Origin of the sequence: Pelagibaculum spongiae (assembly GCF_003097315.1) — a bacterium.
Taxonomy (GTDB): Bacteria; Pseudomonadota; Gammaproteobacteria; order Enterobacterales; family Pelagibaculaceae; genus Pelagibaculum; species Pelagibaculum spongiae.
In genome coordinates, this window is the sequence record NZ_QDDL01000002.1 from 280005 (window position 1) to 295002 (window position 14998).

8 protein-coding genes are annotated in these 14998 nt (G+C 42.5%); 5 read left to right on the forward strand and 3 right to left on the reverse strand.

The window, feature by feature from the left end; all coding sequences use genetic code 11:
• Window positions 1-461: 461 nt before the first annotated feature.
• Both cydC and cydD read right to left on the reverse strand, forming a co-directional pair.
• The gene (cydC, locus tag DC094_RS07240; protein ID WP_116686455.1) at window positions 462-2150 is read right to left on the reverse strand and encodes a thiol reductant ABC exporter subunit CydC; all 1689 of its coding nucleotides are present in this window, start codon (window positions 2148-2150) and stop codon (window positions 462-464) included.
• Window positions 2150-3925: a thiol reductant ABC exporter subunit CydD gene (gene cydD, locus DC094_RS07245; RefSeq protein WP_158527248.1), complete on the reverse strand. Its 1776-nt coding sequence runs from the start codon at window positions 3923-3925 to the stop codon at window positions 2150-2152. The genes cydC and cydD overlap by 1 nt, the downstream gene beginning before the upstream one ends.
• A gap of 70 nt (window positions 3926-3995) precedes the next feature.
• Here cydD and DC094_RS07250 point away from each other — a divergent pair, with 70 nt between their 5' ends.
• The 4 genes from DC094_RS07250 (at window position 3996) to DC094_RS07265 (ending at window position 9124) form a co-directional block, all read left to right on the forward strand.
• Complete coding sequence (locus tag DC094_RS07250) at window positions 3996-4643, forward strand: ABC transporter ATP-binding protein (protein WP_116686457.1); 648 nt, start codon at window positions 3996-3998, stop codon at window positions 4641-4643.
• On the forward strand, window positions 4643-5467 hold the full coding sequence (locus DC094_RS07255) for an ABC transporter permease (RefSeq protein ID WP_116686458.1): 825 nt from the start codon (window positions 4643-4645) through the stop codon (window positions 5465-5467). Before DC094_RS07250 ends, DC094_RS07255 begins: the two co-directional genes overlap by 1 nt.
• A 127-nt stretch (window positions 5468-5594) precedes the next feature.
• Window positions 5595-7076, forward strand: a complete 1482-nt coding sequence (locus tag DC094_RS07260) for a transporter substrate-binding domain-containing diguanylate cyclase (RefSeq protein WP_116686459.1) — start codon at window positions 5595-5597, stop codon at window positions 7074-7076.
• 200 nt (window positions 7077-7276) lie between these two features.
• Window positions 7277-9124, forward strand: a complete 1848-nt coding sequence (locus tag DC094_RS07265; RefSeq protein WP_116686460.1) for a hypothetical protein — start codon at window positions 7277-7279, stop codon at window positions 9122-9124.
• Between the two features lie 104 nt (window positions 9125-9228).
• Here DC094_RS07265 and DC094_RS07270 read toward each other — a convergent pair whose 3' ends face one another.
• The gene (locus DC094_RS07270; protein ID WP_116686461.1) at window positions 9229-13125 is read right to left on the reverse strand and encodes a UvrD-helicase domain-containing protein; all 3897 of its coding nucleotides are present in this window, start codon (window positions 13123-13125) and stop codon (window positions 9229-9231) included.
• Between the two features lie 182 nt (window positions 13126-13307).
• On the opposite strand from DC094_RS07270, the gene DC094_RS07275 reads away from it, so the two are divergent.
• The gene (locus DC094_RS07275) at window positions 13308-14993 is read left to right on the forward strand and encodes an AMP-binding protein (RefSeq protein ID WP_116686756.1); all 1686 of its coding nucleotides are present in this window, start codon (window positions 13308-13310) and stop codon (window positions 14991-14993) included.
• Window positions 14994-14998: the final 5 nt, after the last annotated feature.

The window sequence follows — 14998 nt, forward strand, 5'->3', positions numbered from 1 at the left end:
GGAAAAACATACATCCCTGATTTAAAAGCAGCTCTTTGATCAATTAATCTCACAAGAACTCAATACTTATCTGAGTCATTCAGACAACTTTCAGCTTAGTTCACAAAACAATAGCTAGAACTGAAATAGATCGCTTAACTGCATAGCCGGTATACAGCTATGAATTAACGTCAATTTTGACGAAGAACGACTTACTAACCGGTTAACATTTTTCAGCTATAAAATTAGTTTATACCCAAAAAGAAACATTTCGCTCACTTCAGTTTGCCGAGTATCAGGAAGATATCACCATGCTATTACTATATTTACCATGGGGTGACAAACCCACAATAGAATAGAATACAATACAATTCAGATTGGAGTACTTAATTAGATTTTATTATCTATGGCCAATATTAAAAGAGTTGGACAGAAAAAAGTCCCTCGATGGTTTTTTAAAATATTAAATTGCCTTTAATTTATCAAAAGCCCCAAATGGTCGCAGGTAAATCACGATCAACTTGTCGATGACTGATTAAAATAATCGTCTTGTTCATCGCCATTAAATGTTCAGAAATTTGTTGGGCAATCTGATCATCTAAACCTTCAAATGGTTCATCCAACAAAAGCACTTGAAAATCTGCAACTAATAGCACTGCTAATGCTAACCGCCTCGCTTGGCCACCAGACAAATTAACACCTGATTCACCCAACCAACTATCGAGTTTTTCTGGCATGTTTAAAATGGTTTCTTTAAGCCCAACTAATTGCAATGCATTCCAAAGCTGATCGTCGGTAATTGTTTTACCATGGGCCGCCAGCCTTAAATTGTTTGCTACTGTGTCGCTTAAAAGTTGAGTTTGCTGCGGTAAATAACCCATTAATTGATTACGCGATTGTTCGCTGTAATCATTCAAAGAGCGATGATTAAGTAAAATATTTCCAGAGTCAGCGTCCAGCTCGCTAACTAGTAACTTGGCCAATGAGCTTTTTCCACAGCCACTAGCACCCGATAGCAAGACCTTTTCACCCGGTTGAATCTCGCCATTAAAATCACTCAACACTTGCGTTTCTTGCAAACTCAACTGAATGTTTTCAAGCGCAATCAGGGGCGGACGATCAAGATTGATATCTAAGGTGTTCTTAGAAGATTGTTGGGTGTCTGTTTTAATCTGCAATAGCCTTTTGGCTGACTGAGTCGTTTCAACCAATTGCCGAAATGCTGGTGCCAGAGGCAAAATCGCTTCTGACAAGCCCATTAAAATAAAAACTGCAGCTACCAGCTTCGGCCCATCAAATGAACTTGTGGCTATTTCAGCTGAAATTTTCGACAAATCAGCAAGGTAGTCAACACCAAACCACAACAAGCTACACAGCGCAATACCGGTCAATCCGCTGGCAATAAATGCTGCAAAACCTTCTAGCTTAACTTGTTTAAGCACTAGCCGATTTCTTTGCTGATCCGATGTTTGTATTTTTTTAAGCTGATCATCAAGCCTATTAAATGACTTTAATTCGGCCAATCCTTGTACGCCATCCAAAACATTAATACGAATTTGGCTAGTAAATTCTGGTAATTTATTGGCATCGCCTTGTGCTTTTTTCTGAGTCCATAGCGGCAACAAAATACCTGCAGCCAACATCAAACCCAAGCCGGGCCAAAGCAACGGTGGCATCAACCATTGGCTGACGACGACCAGTATCGCTGCCAGCAATGCTGCAGCAATTAACGGTGCAATTACTCTTAAATATAAGTTGTCTAATGCATCTATATCGCTAGTTAATCGATTTAATAAATCACCTTGTCGCAATTTACCTAAGTGCTGCAAGGGTTGAAATAGCATTCTTTTAAATAGCCAGACTCTAAGGTCGGCTAATAATCGAAAAGTCGCTTCATGGCTTACTAATCGATCAAGATAGCGAGTTGCGGTGCGAGCCATTGCAGCAAAACGTACCGTACCGGCAGGATAAAAGAAGTTAAAAGTAATCGCTGAACCAACCACTACTGCAGCACCAGCAATACCTGCAGCACTAATAAACCAGCCAGAAACACCTAACAGCATCAGGCTGGATAACCAGCTAAATAGCAAGGTCAGCACACCAGCCAATAACCACCAAGGCCGTTGCTTAACAAAAAAACCAATGAAAAAACCGAGTGGAGAAGATTTCATTATTCACTCCCTCCTACAGACTGTTCTTCTTGCGAACCTGGAGTTTTTTGTATTTCAGATAACTCAATATGGCGATCTGCCCAATCTAAAACTGCTTTATCATGACTGACTAAAATCACCGATCGTTGACTAGCATATTGTTTTAATTGCGCCAGTAATAAATCACGGTTTTTATTATCTAAGCCTGCGGTTGGCTCATCGAGCAACAATACCGGTGCATTGTGTAAACAGACTCTTGCTAATGCAATTCGCCTAGCTTGGCCGCCAGAAATACCTTGGTTATTCTCACCTAGAGGAGTGTCTAACTGTTGTGGCATTTTTTTCACAAACTCTGCCGCGCCTGCTTGCTCTAATGCCTGCCATAATTGCGACTGATCGGCTTGAGGATTGGCCAACAATAAATTACTGGCTAGCGAGCCATGAAACAATACAGGCGCTTGCCCTAACCAACCAAATAAGCGGCTACGAGACGTTTCACCGAGACTTGAAAGTGCTTGGTCATTGACTAGGATTTCCCCTGATGTAGGTTGAGAAAACCCTAATAGCAGACGAATTAAACTGGTTTTTCCTGCACCACTTGGTGCTCCAATCGCAATAATTTCGCCCGGCTGCAGTTGCAGGTTTAACTGATTCAGTACCATTGAATCGCCATAACCAAAATCAACATTTTTAAAGGTAATTAAAGGGGGTGTTGAGAAAAACTGCTGATCCTCTACTGGTACTTCTTTTCCAGTTTCTTCAGCAGTCAACTGCTCAATCGCAAGTCCGGGAGATGTTTCAGCCAATAATTCAGTAATATCATCGGCAGCACCCATCGCGGCAGATCGATCATGATAATGGGTAGCTAATTGGCGCAATGGCGCATAAAAATCAGGTGCCAACATTAAAAGAAACAGTCCACTGCGGAAGTCCATCGTACCAGCAGGGCCCCAATCTAAATAGCCCAACAAAGAGAAGCCGACATAAACCGCAGTTAACGCTACTGAGATTGCCGCAAAAAACTCTAAAACGGCTGTGGATAAAAACGCAACACGCAGCACCGACATAGTATGGGTGCGAAAATCTTCCGCTACTTTTCCGACTTGTTTTAATGCGGCATCGGTTTGATTAAAACGTCGCAACAATGACAAACCTTGCAGTCGATCCAAAAAGTGGCCGCCCATTCGGATTAAAGCAGTCATTTGTTTTTTCTGTGCAGATTCCGCGCCCATGCCGGTTAATATTAAAAACAAAACCAGCAAAGGTGCTGTCACCAGAAAGATCAACCCACCAATCCAGTCATGGGGAAAAACCACCGCCATAATGACCAGCGGCAAAACAGCTGCGATCATCTGCTGCGGAAGAAACCGAGCAAAAAAACCATCGAGTGCATCAACTTGCTCCATCAAACGAACCGCAATCGCACCAGAGTGATGGTTAGCTAACCAAGATGGCCCTAACTGAGCAATTTTCAGATATAACTGCCGGCGCAGACCGGCCCGCACTTCTGCCGAAGCTTTCTGCCCAGAAACCAGCATCACCCACTGACAAGCACCACGAAATAGATATAGCCCGAGCAATCCGGTAAGTTCTGCCCAAGGTGGCTGGCGCAATTGCCCATCAATTACATCTGCCAGCAAACCGCTCAATATCCAGGCTTGAATAATCAGGCTGATACCAGCAAAGCTACCCGCTATCACTGAATAGCGTAAAAAACGAGTGCTCTTGCCCTGCCCTTTTAGCCAACGCATCAGCATTCGACGGCGGTCTGCTGCGGGGGGTTGCCGAATATCCATAACACTCCGGATCATTGGATGAAATCAGGTAGTATACGCCCAAGAATGAACAGGCTCTAACTAGATAACTATGTTGCTAACGCTTGAAAACCCACAGATTCAGCTCGAGCACCAACTGCTCAAGCTAAAAGGACAATTAAATCTGCAACCTGGAAGTACCCATGTAGTCAGTGGGCCATCTGGCTGCGGCAAAAGCAGTTTACTATTGGCGATCTGTGGTTTGTTGCCGCTGAAAAGCGGTGCATTACACTGGCAAGGTGAGCCTGTCACCTCGCACAACATTCACAATTTCAGACAACATATTGGATGGTTACCGCAGCAACCTTGGTTAGGCGATTCAACTGTTATTGCAGCATTAAAAGAAGCTTGTGAGATCAATCATCAGCCATGGCAGCCACAGCAAGTGGCAGAATTAATCCAGCAGCTTCAGCTCAAATCAGAATTGCTACAACAACCCTGTGAAAAACTTTCTGGCGGAGAACGTAGTCGGTTTGCTCTACTCAGAATTTTGCTACTCAAGCGCTCAATCATATTGGCAGATGAACCAACCGCTGCTTTGGATTCATCAAATACTCAATCATTAATCCGGCTTCAGCAAAGCCAACCATTTAAACAGACCTGTTGGCTGAGTATTTCACATGACCCAGAGTGGAGCAGTGCTCAGCAACACCAATATTTACTAAATAATGGCCAGCTAACCCTGCGAGAAGGCAATTAATGAGTGAGCTCACACCCAGCCCGAATATCTGGTTTGCCAGCATATTGCTTTTACCTCTGCTAGCCATTATCTACTTTGAAAGACTAGCGATGATCAAACAGAGTTTATTGGCATTATTGCGGATGTTAATACAACTCAGCTTGATTGGTATTTATCTGGAGTTTTTATTTCAGTTAAATCATTGGGGCATCAATTTGCTGTGGCTCGCTATCATGCTCACTACGGCAAACCTGCAAATACTTAAAAGATCAGGTCTTTCCAAACAATTTTTCCCGGCGGTTTTTGCTTCTCTATTTATTGGCTGTTTCGGTAGTGGCGTTATAATACTTCTCGCTTTAATGCCAGAAAACCTATTCCAATCCATAGCCAGTACACTATCCGACACGACTAGCAACAAAAGCTGGCAGACAGTGTTTGATGCCCGACAAATGATCCCTCTAACCGGGATGATTTTAGGCAATAGCTTGCAGGCCAATTTATTGGCATTGGAACGTTTCTACAGTGAAATACGACAAAACCCGCAAAAACTATATGAAAGAGTAATGCTCGGCGGCACACTTAACCAAGCTTTACGGCCATGGCGTCAATCTGCCTTGAAAGTCGCATTAGCGCCAACACTTGCGACCATGGCAACGCTGGGTATCGTATTCTTACCAGGACTAATGACCGGCCAGATTCTCGCTGGAATAGATCCCTTCGTTGCAATCCAATATCAAATTTTAATTATGCTCGGAATTTTCAGTTCAATTACTATTTCCTGCTGGTGTTCATTGAAACTGTCACAAAAGATCGCTTTTGATTCGATGAATCGGTTCTGCCAATAAAGTCACGGACTTTATTGGCAATTTTCTACTGTTTTGTGAGTTATTGTCGGATCTCCCTTGACCCAGATTATGCGCCCATCACTCTACAACCTCTAAACTAGCTAAAATTTAAAATAGAGCTGCAAGAGTGACGCGAGTCTTACTGATTTTATTGCTATTAGCTGGACCCAGTCTGGCACCCGCTGAAAGCCCAAAACAATTGGCTGTCGCCTTTGATCAGAACTGGCGACCTTTCAGTTATGTGGATCAAAAAGGACAGCCCCGAGGATTATTAGTCGACTTCTGGATTGAATGGTCGCGCATTAATCAGGTTAATGTCGATTTCCAAATGTTGCCATGGCATGAAACGCTACAGGCCGTTAAAGATGGTCGTGCTGATTTGCATTCCGGCCTATTTATCACTTCAAGACGTGATCATTTTTTAAATTTTGCCGACAGCGTTACGGAATTGAACGGAGGACTATTCTTAAATCGAAAATACGCCAGCTATAGCGAAACCGAGTTATCTGGTTTACGCATTGGCGTTATTGAGGGCGGTTTCTCTAGTCAATACGTTCGAGATTATCTTCCCAAAGTTGCTTCAGTAATTTTTGAATCAACCAGTGAAATGATTCGCGCAGCCGGTGATGGAAAAGTTGATGGTTTTTTTAGTGGCCAAGTGACAGCCAACTACAACTTACAACGCAGAAATATTTCAGATCAGTTTATCTACTACAAAGAAACTTTTAATCGGCCGCTCTATATCAGTATTGCTAAAAATAACAAAGAACTACATCGCTGGGTTAGCGCTTCTATGAAGCCGGTTCCAGATGCTGAAAAAAGGCGCATTTACGAACGCTGGGTTGCAGTTGAACGACAATTACCAGAAGATTTTTACCTATGGCTCTCATTCGCCATTGTGTTGCTCGTGTTGTTACTTTCTTGCGGCCACATCTACGTGTTACGGCGGCAGGTTCATGCTAGAACCACTGAATTAAACCGCAACCTCAAAGCCCGTGAAGTCATTCTTAATGATCTCCGTCAAGCCAATCGGCAAATGGAAAAGCACCGGCTAATGCTAGAGCGAATGTCATTGACCGATGCGCTTACCGGCATTGCAAATCGACGTGCTTTCCAAACCAGCTTTCGCCGCTCATGCTATGAATCTGCTGCATTAGACCGACCATTAGGCTTATTAATGATCGACCTAGATCATTTTAAGCGCTACAACGATGTTTGTGGTCATCAAGCTGGAGACACTGTTCTTGGAAGAGTTGCCGATTTATTGTCATCAGGAATGTGCCGAGCAGGCGATCTTGTCTGCCGCTATGGCGGTGAAGAATTTGTTTGCCTGCTACCCGATACTGATCAAAAAGGTGTCGAATGCGTCGCCAATCGATTAGTCAATCTCATCTTCAACAAACAAATCAAACACCCATCTAGCGAATTCGGCGTCGTCACAATTAGCGTAGGTGGTTCAATCGTCGATGGAAATCCTGGCAATGGATCAGCGCTATTACAATTAGCTGACCAACAATTATATGAAGTAAAACGTAATGGTCGAAATGGGGTTCGAGTCGCAGCAATGAAGCCGTGTGAAGAACCACAAGCATCTGTGGTTCTTGATTAAAAATTAAAAGAACACGGCGTTAAAAGTTGACCTAACCGGTGAATACCTTATATTCAGTATTATATTACGCATTTCAGGTTAACTCATTGTAATGATACAAGCAAAATACTCTATTTATGCTTGTATCTTCTAACCTATTTTCATTATAACCTGATGTGTGGTTTTATTTAGTTCACAGACTAAGCAACCAAGGTAATTCAATGAAGCTCAGCCAAATTCTCTCTCAAATAAATCAAGTCGAACGCTCAAAATTTATTAGCTGCCTCGATAAGATTTGTGATAGCGTCAAAAAAAATGATATCGACTTCAAAGAAACCATCGAATCAAAAATCGAAGGCCAACTTAAGTCTGCGTCTGGTAGCGAGATCACAGAATTATTCAACCTCGCGATAAATCACTACAAAAATTATATAAGAGATCAAATTTCTCTTAGTGACTCACAAACATCTCTCTTGATAAACATCCTAAGCCGTGACGGGAACTGTATAGCCAGAGATGCTTGGATTGAAACCTTATACGCCAAAGAATATGACTCTTTGCAAAAGCTCTCCAAAGAACTCGAATCACTCATCGAATCTAGTCAAGATGATGATTCTTTTGGTAGAGGACAAAGGCTCTCGGTATACAAAGATTGTTTAAAAGTAGCCTATGAAAACGACTTAAAGGCTAATAGAGAAGCTCGCATTACTGATGAAGAAAGAATGATTTTAAATACACTCTCCAAGCGATTGGGGATTTCAACTGAAGATGCTTTCGCTATTGAAAACATAATCATTCCTTTAGCATCTAACAACGTAGAAAATGCAATAAATGGCCTTCGTGAGAAAGGTGTTTTATTTGTTAACCGAAGAAAAAAAGAAATTTTAGTAGCAGATGAAGTTGTAGAGATATTTCATGAAATACAGGGTAAAGAGCTGCCAGATAAATATACATTACGGATACTAAGATCCCTCAGTGATTCAGAACTGTCTAACATCCTAAAAAACTATGGTCAAAAGAGCCGAGGCAGAGAAAGAATAGAAAAAATCCAATACATTTCACATGCAGGAATTTCTGTTCGTGCCATTTTACTACATGATATTTACTGTGAAAAAGAAACACTAAACCAAAGAAAAGATCGTTTAAAAACATTATTCGATGAACTAAACCTACCCGTGTCAAAACTGGGAACAACTATTAATGAACGTATCGATATATTGATTCAATCTTTAAAAAATTGTTCCACGCATGAGTTTGATACGTTAAGTGCAAGTGGATTCTCCTCACTTGTCGAAGCACTATCAAATGAAACACCTCCTGTAATTGATAGAATACGCTTCGATTTTGAAATTGAAGACAAGGAATCTCTAGATCCAGAAAGATTGCGTGCACTAGGAATATCTCCAGTCGATATTCTTTATCTATATAGAAATGATGAAATCAAAAGCATTCGCGATAAAATGTGCCTTTCGAAAAGAGGTAATCCCCGCCAATTAATACTTGAAAGTTTTGCAAGTGCAAACGATAAATTAATTGAGAACTATGAGTTACTCGCCAGACGAGACTTAGCAGGTTTATCTTCAGCTGGAATAGAAATCAAAGAGGCTGAGATTGGTAGCAAATTTGAAGAAATTACTCGAACTCTTTTAGAACAACTCGGCCTTAATGTAGATGAAGATCTGAGAAAACAAATTAATACTGCCAAAGATAAAACAGATATTATCATTTCACTCGGAAGTGATGACGTCATTATTGGTGAAGCCAAATCTTTCAAAAACGGTCAGTTTTCTAAATATTCGACGACATCAAGACAAGTAAAAGCCTATGCTAGCTGCTGTGAATCAAGCGGCAGTCGAGTTGCACAAGTATTGATTATTGCTCCAGAATTCTCTCAAGATTTTATCGATTCTGCTGAAATGGATACTGATATAAACATTTCTCTACTAGAAGCAGAAGGACTGAAAAAGATTCTTGAAGCATACAAATCAAGAAGAAACCCAAAGTTTTCAGCTAAACTATTTACCAAAGGTGGTTTGCTTAAAGCTGATTTAATTGCCAAAACAATTTAACTTTCTATTTTAATCAAAAATTATAATGAAGGGAGCTTTTTTTCAGCTCCCTTCATTATCTTGATAACAGTTCGACAAAACCTAAAAGCTTTAGCGCTTTAAGGCTATCCCACCAAAATCTGCTCTAAATTCTCCAGTACAACCTTGTCGGTTCGAGCAAAATAAATACCGGTATTTCCGGAGCCATCCATGCCTCTTAAGTAAAGATATAACGCGCCACCAAAGTGCTTGTCATAGTCATAATTCTCACCCAATCGATATTGCAGGTAGCGATTCAAAGCAACGGTATAAACGGTGTACTGCAAGTCATACCCTGCTTCTTGCATCGCAACATGCAAATTATCAGGTAAATAATCACTGACGTTATCACCTAGATAATTGGATTTATAATCGAGAATATACCAGCGTTCTTCATGAACAAAAATCAAATCAATAAAGCCTTTTAAAAAACCATGCAAGCCTTTATTCAATTTATTTTGCAAAGCTTGTCTGTTTTTATTTCCAGTCAATGCCAAATCGAAAATCTCTTTTAATACTTCTGGTTTTTCTAATGGCGTTGGATAAACAAACTCTAATTCGTTAAGCCTTTGCTGGCAGGTCAAGTCTGCCAAACACAGGTTTTCAACGTCTGGCTGTTGATTTAAAAGCGGTGTTGATAGCATGGTGTCAAACCATTGTTCAGCGACGGCTTGCCATTCTGCATCAATGGCAAACTTCTCGAGCTGAATCGGAATTTGTTCTGCTACCGATTGCCGATCTGTGAAGTCACTAAACTCAAAAATTGCGTGCAAACAGCTACCAGGGTTAGCACCGCGTGGAAAGCTGAATTGATCTGCTAGCAACTCTTGTTGTTCTTGTTGGCGCTGGTTAACCGGTTCTGCATCATAATCGGGTGACTCAACATCAACTGCATGCCCACTGCTATGGCTCGTTGCTGCATGCAATGAACTAAATGAATGCAACATGCGCTGGCTTTGTAAATACCGCTTAAATTGCAACGGCGCTAGCAGTTGTTGATTTAAATCTTCACCCAGTGGCAATTCTGTCAGGATTGGCCGATCTTCAATTCTAATTGCCGCTTGAGCATAAGATGAATCACGAGCCGCTGGCGATTGACCTACTAGTTCTTGCAGTCGTAATATTATTTCTGCTTGGGATAGTTCTTTACCTAAAGCTTTTAATTTTTTCACTGGCTCTTCTATTAGTTTTTGTTTTTTCTGCTGATTGGCCAGTGTGTCATCAGCAAAAGCATCATCGGCAAATAACAAACAGCCCAACGCAGTTGCTAGCGAGCTAGTGCTAGCGTTATGCACCCACCCCCACCATAACCAGCAGCCATTAATTGGCCGAGTTAATGCGACATAAAGTAATCGTAAATCTTCTGCCATTGCTTCTGCTTGGCCAATCGCTGCTAACTGCTTTTTACCTACGCCATTTTTATCGGTGCCATCCATCCATATTTTCATTTCACCATCAGGGTCGTGTGCCGATGGAAAATCTGGCTGCATCGCCGATGAAAAACTACTGCTCCATAAAAATGGACAAAATACTAAAGGATATTCCAGACCTTTACTTTTATGGATGGTGACAATTCTTACTAGCGCTTCGTCGCTTTCTAGCCGCAATTGTTGGCTATCTGCCGTTTCGCTATCGAGCCGTTGTTGGCGTAACCAGCTCACCAAGCCACCTGGGCCAAATTTTTGCTCGTGGGCAGTTTGCTGCAGTAATTCACTCAAGTGACGAATGTCGGTTAAGCGCCGTTCACCGTCAGATAATGTGGCGATTCTTGGTAACATTTTTTCCTGCTGCAGACAGAAACGCAGCATTGCTGCAACGCCATCTTTTTGCCAACGATTATGGTAATCAAGAAATCGTTCTTGCAGCTGCTCTAGCATTTGTTCGTCTAACGGATCGAGTTCAGCTGCCGTCAACTGATAAAGTGGCGTTGCCAGCAATGCATAAAGGTTTCTGCTGCGACCGGCATCTAATACCGCCTGCAACAACCATTGAATATCTCTTGCTGCAGCCGATTGAAAAACACTTTGCCTAGATTGAATCACCGAACGAACACCTAAGCGAGATAACGCCTGGCGCATTAATTCTCCCTCTTGGTTTTTGCGCACTAGAATCGCAATATCACCGGCTTTTAATGCCTGAGAGACAAACTTTTTACTAGGTTGTTTTTCATATGTCTGACGAAATTCAGCTCGCCTCGGCGACAATAACCAATGAATTCTTGCGGCAGCTGCCTCGGCAACACCACGGCGGCTTTTATCTGCTTTATGATCAAAGCCATTACCGTCGACTGGGCAGATATTTAATCCACCAGCCGCTTGTCCATCAACAAATAATTGCCAATGGTTTTTGTCGGAAGCTTTTACCGGATGAAATTCAATATCAGAAAACAAAAATGGATTGTTATTGCTGGAGAATAACTGATTAACCCCTTCGATCAATGCCGGTTCAGAACGCCAGTTAGTACCTAACTGCCAGCGATAGGTCGCAGATTGAACGGCTTGTAAATAGGCAAAAATATCAGCATTACGGAAACTGTAAATCGCTTGCTTTGGATCACCAATTAAAAACAGACAGTTTTTATTTTCCACTGACAGCGGCTGATTTTCTGCATCTGATTCTTTTACGACTTCTACAGCGGTTAACTCTGCAATTGAACCTGAGTTTAAAGCTGAATCTAAAGCAGTAGCGTCACCTGAAGCATTTGCGCCGTCTAAATAAATGCGGGAAAAAATTTCAAACTGTACCGGGTCAGTATCTTGAAACTCATCAATCAAAGCTGCTGGATATTGCTGCTTTACTGCTTGAGCTAGCCAGTCACCGGCAATATTTCTGCGTAATCCATCGCGTACTTGAAGTAGCAAATCATCAAAGGTCATTAAATGCTTTTGCGTTTTCAACTGCGGTAATTGCTGCATTGCATGCTGCAATAAGTGCCAACGCAAACCAGATAAGCCTGCTTCTAATTGCTCAATTAACTGATCTGCCAGCAAACTAAATGGGTTATCTGGCCACCAGTCATTTTTATCTGCCGACTTACTACGTGCCTTTATTAATCGAGCTTGGCCAAATGCTTCAAGCGCGGTTAAATCGGAAAATTGGCTTTCGCCGGCATTTTCTAGCAGCCAATGATCTAAGCCTGTTATCCAGCGCTCAACATTGTCGGCTTTGTAGTTATCTTTACTGGCAGATAAGAACTTCTTGCCGGTAGCAAACTGCAACATTTCTAGAACCGAATCTCGCTGCTTAGCCCAGCTGACTGCAAGCTGCTTCGTGTCGATTTTTAGCTGTTCTGGCGCTGGTAAATCTGGCCGGTGAATAATTGCATCTAACCCATGATGGACTGCTCGTGATAGCAATCCGCCAACCGATTTTTGCAATTGATCTGCAGTGACCCTAGGTGAATGGTTAAACAGGTAACCAACAAACAGTGGATGCCACCGCTGATTATGACTTCGCCAGTAGTCATCAATAATCTGCCCCAGCAATGCCCGGTCACTTTCTTCAAGGTTGGCTTCAAATAGCACCCCTGACTCAAAAGCAAAATCTTGCAGTAGCCGGTTACAAAAACCATGAATCGTCGAGATCGCTGCTTGGTCTAATAGCCGAATCGCATGATCCAGCCGAAGTCTGGCCAGCTTGCGTTGCTCCGCTGTGGAAAACTTTTCCGACAAACTTTGTAGTAACGGGTCTACCAGTGTCTGAGCTTTTTCTGGTTCTTCAGATAACAGCTCAAAATAACGCAAGGCACTGGTGATACGGCGGCGAATCCGATCTTTTAGCTCTTGGGTCGCATCTTCAGTAAAGGTCACCACCAAAATCTGCTCAGGCGTCAGCTGGCTTTCCAGCAGCAAACGCAAATAAAGGCCGGTGATGGTCCATGTTTTCCCGGTACCAGCACTGGCTTCAATCAGGTGACTTCCTGTCAGGGAACAGCCCAAGAGATCCAATGGTCGGGAAGAATTAGCAGGCGATATATTATTCATAACGAATAATCTACCCAACTTTGCCTTTGCGAGCTATCCAATAAGGGTGCGAAATATTTATTATGTAGATTTTTGTCGGCAAACTGACACTAACATCAAGCACAATAAATTTGATGCTTTGGGTTTTGCCGCTACTGATTGACCAAGCTAAAACGTTTTCTAACCCTGCCGGGAGATTCAATATGCAAGCAGATTTCTGGAATGGCCGCAGAGCACCTGGTGTTCCTGATCACCTGGAAGCCTCAGAATTCGCTTCGATCACTGAATTATTTGAAGATTCCTGCCGCAAGTTTGCCAATCGGCCTGCCTATTGGAACATCGGCGTAACCATTAGCTATCGCCAGCTCGATCAGCTCAGTAAAGATTTCGCCGCCTGGCTGCAAAATCGCACTGACTTAAAACCAGGCGACCGAATAGCGATTCAAATGCCCAATATGATTCAGTTTCCAATTGCGGTATTTGGTGCTTTACGGGCTGGCTTGGTCATCACTCCCACTAACCCACTCTATACGGCAGCAGAAATGCGCCACCAGTTTAAAGATTCCGGCGCAAAAGCATTGGTATTTATGAATACCTTTGGCCACTCGGTGGAACAGGTGCTTAAGGAAACCGAAATTGAGCAGCTCATTGTTGCTGAATTGGGCGACATGCAGCCATCATTTTTCAAGCGCACTGCCCTTAACTTTGCAGTTAAACACGTTAAAAAGCTGGTTAAGCCTTATAACCTTCCACAAGCAGTTAGTTTTCGAGATGTTTTATCAGCCGGTGAAAACCTGCCATTTACCCCAGTTAAAAATACCGAAAATGATATTGCCATTTTACAATATACCGGCGGAACCACCGGTGTAGCTAAAGGCGCAATGCTAAGCCATGGCAACCTGCTGGCAAATATGCAGCAAATGAAAGCCATGACTTCCCAGCTAGACCAACATGGAAAACCATTACAAATACCCGGCGAAGAGTCAGCCATTTGCCCGTTACCGCTGTACCATATTTTTGCCTTTACTGTGCACTGCCTGTGCATGACCGCAATGGGCAATAAGAATATATTGGTCACCAATCCTCGTGATACTTCTATGTTTATTAAAATTATGTCGCGGCATAAATTTACCGGCATCAGCGGCGTAAATACCTTATATATTTCATTACTCAATCATCCAGATATTCATAAGGTCGACTTTAGCCATTTACGGCTTGCTTTGGCCGGTGGCATGGCTTTGTCTCGCGATACATCAATACGCTTTCATCAATTAACCGGTGCTGAAATTGTCGAAGGCTATGGCCTGACTGAATGCGCACCGATAGTGTCTTGCAATCCTTTGGGTGATTTTTGCCAGCGAGGCACTGTTGGCTTACCAGCACCCGGCACCGAATTAAAAGTAATTGATGAAGATGGGAAAATACTCGAGCTAGGCGAGCGCGGTGAATTATGTGTGCGCGGGCCACAAGTAATGAAAGGGTATTGGAACCGCCCTGAAGCTACCGCTGAAGTCATTGACAGCGAAAGCTGGTTGCATACTGGCGACGTGGGCGTGATTGACCATGATGGTTATATTCGAATTGTTGACCGGATTAAAGATATCATTATTGTCTCAGGTTTTAATGTTTACCCCAATGAAATTGAAGATTTGGTTAATCGTCATCCAAAGGTAGTTTGCTCGGCGGCGGTTGGTGTTAACGATGATTTAACCGGAGAAGCCGTGCAATTATTTGTTCAATCGCAAGATGCATCATTAACAGAAGCGGAATTAAAAACCTGGTGCGCTTCAGAATTAACCGGCTATAAACGGCCAAAGAAGATTAAAATTGTTGATGAATTGCCGATGACACCAGTGGGCAAAGTATTGAGAAGATTGTTGCGGGAGTGACTACT

What these genes read in the sequence shown, in the direction of transcription:
- cydD (WP_158527248.1), bottom strand. Translation starts at nt 3,925, where the DNA reads ATGGATATTCGGCAACCCCCCGCAGCAGACCGCCGTCGAATGCTGATG.
- DC094_RS07255 (WP_116686458.1), top strand. Translation starts at nt 4,643, where the DNA reads ATGAGTGAGCTCACACCCAGCCCGAATATCTGGTTTGCCAGCATATTG.
- DC094_RS07265 (WP_116686460.1), top strand. Translation starts at nt 7,277, where the DNA reads ATGAAGCTCAGCCAAATTCTCTCTCAAATAAATCAAGTCGAACGCTCA.
- DC094_RS07275 (WP_116686756.1), top strand. Translation starts at nt 13,308, where the DNA reads ATGCAAGCAGATTTCTGGAATGGCCGCAGAGCACCTGGTGTTCCTGAT.
- DC094_RS07270 (WP_116686461.1), bottom strand. Translation starts at nt 13,125, where the DNA reads ATGAATAATATATCGCCTGCTAATTCTTCCCGACCATTGGATCTCTTG.
- DC094_RS07250 (WP_116686457.1), top strand. Translation starts at nt 3,996, where the DNA reads ATGTTGCTAACGCTTGAAAACCCACAGATTCAGCTCGAGCACCAACTG.
- cydC (WP_116686455.1), bottom strand. Translation starts at nt 2,150, where the DNA reads ATGAAATCTTCTCCACTCGGTTTTTTCATTGGTTTTTTTGTTAAGCAA.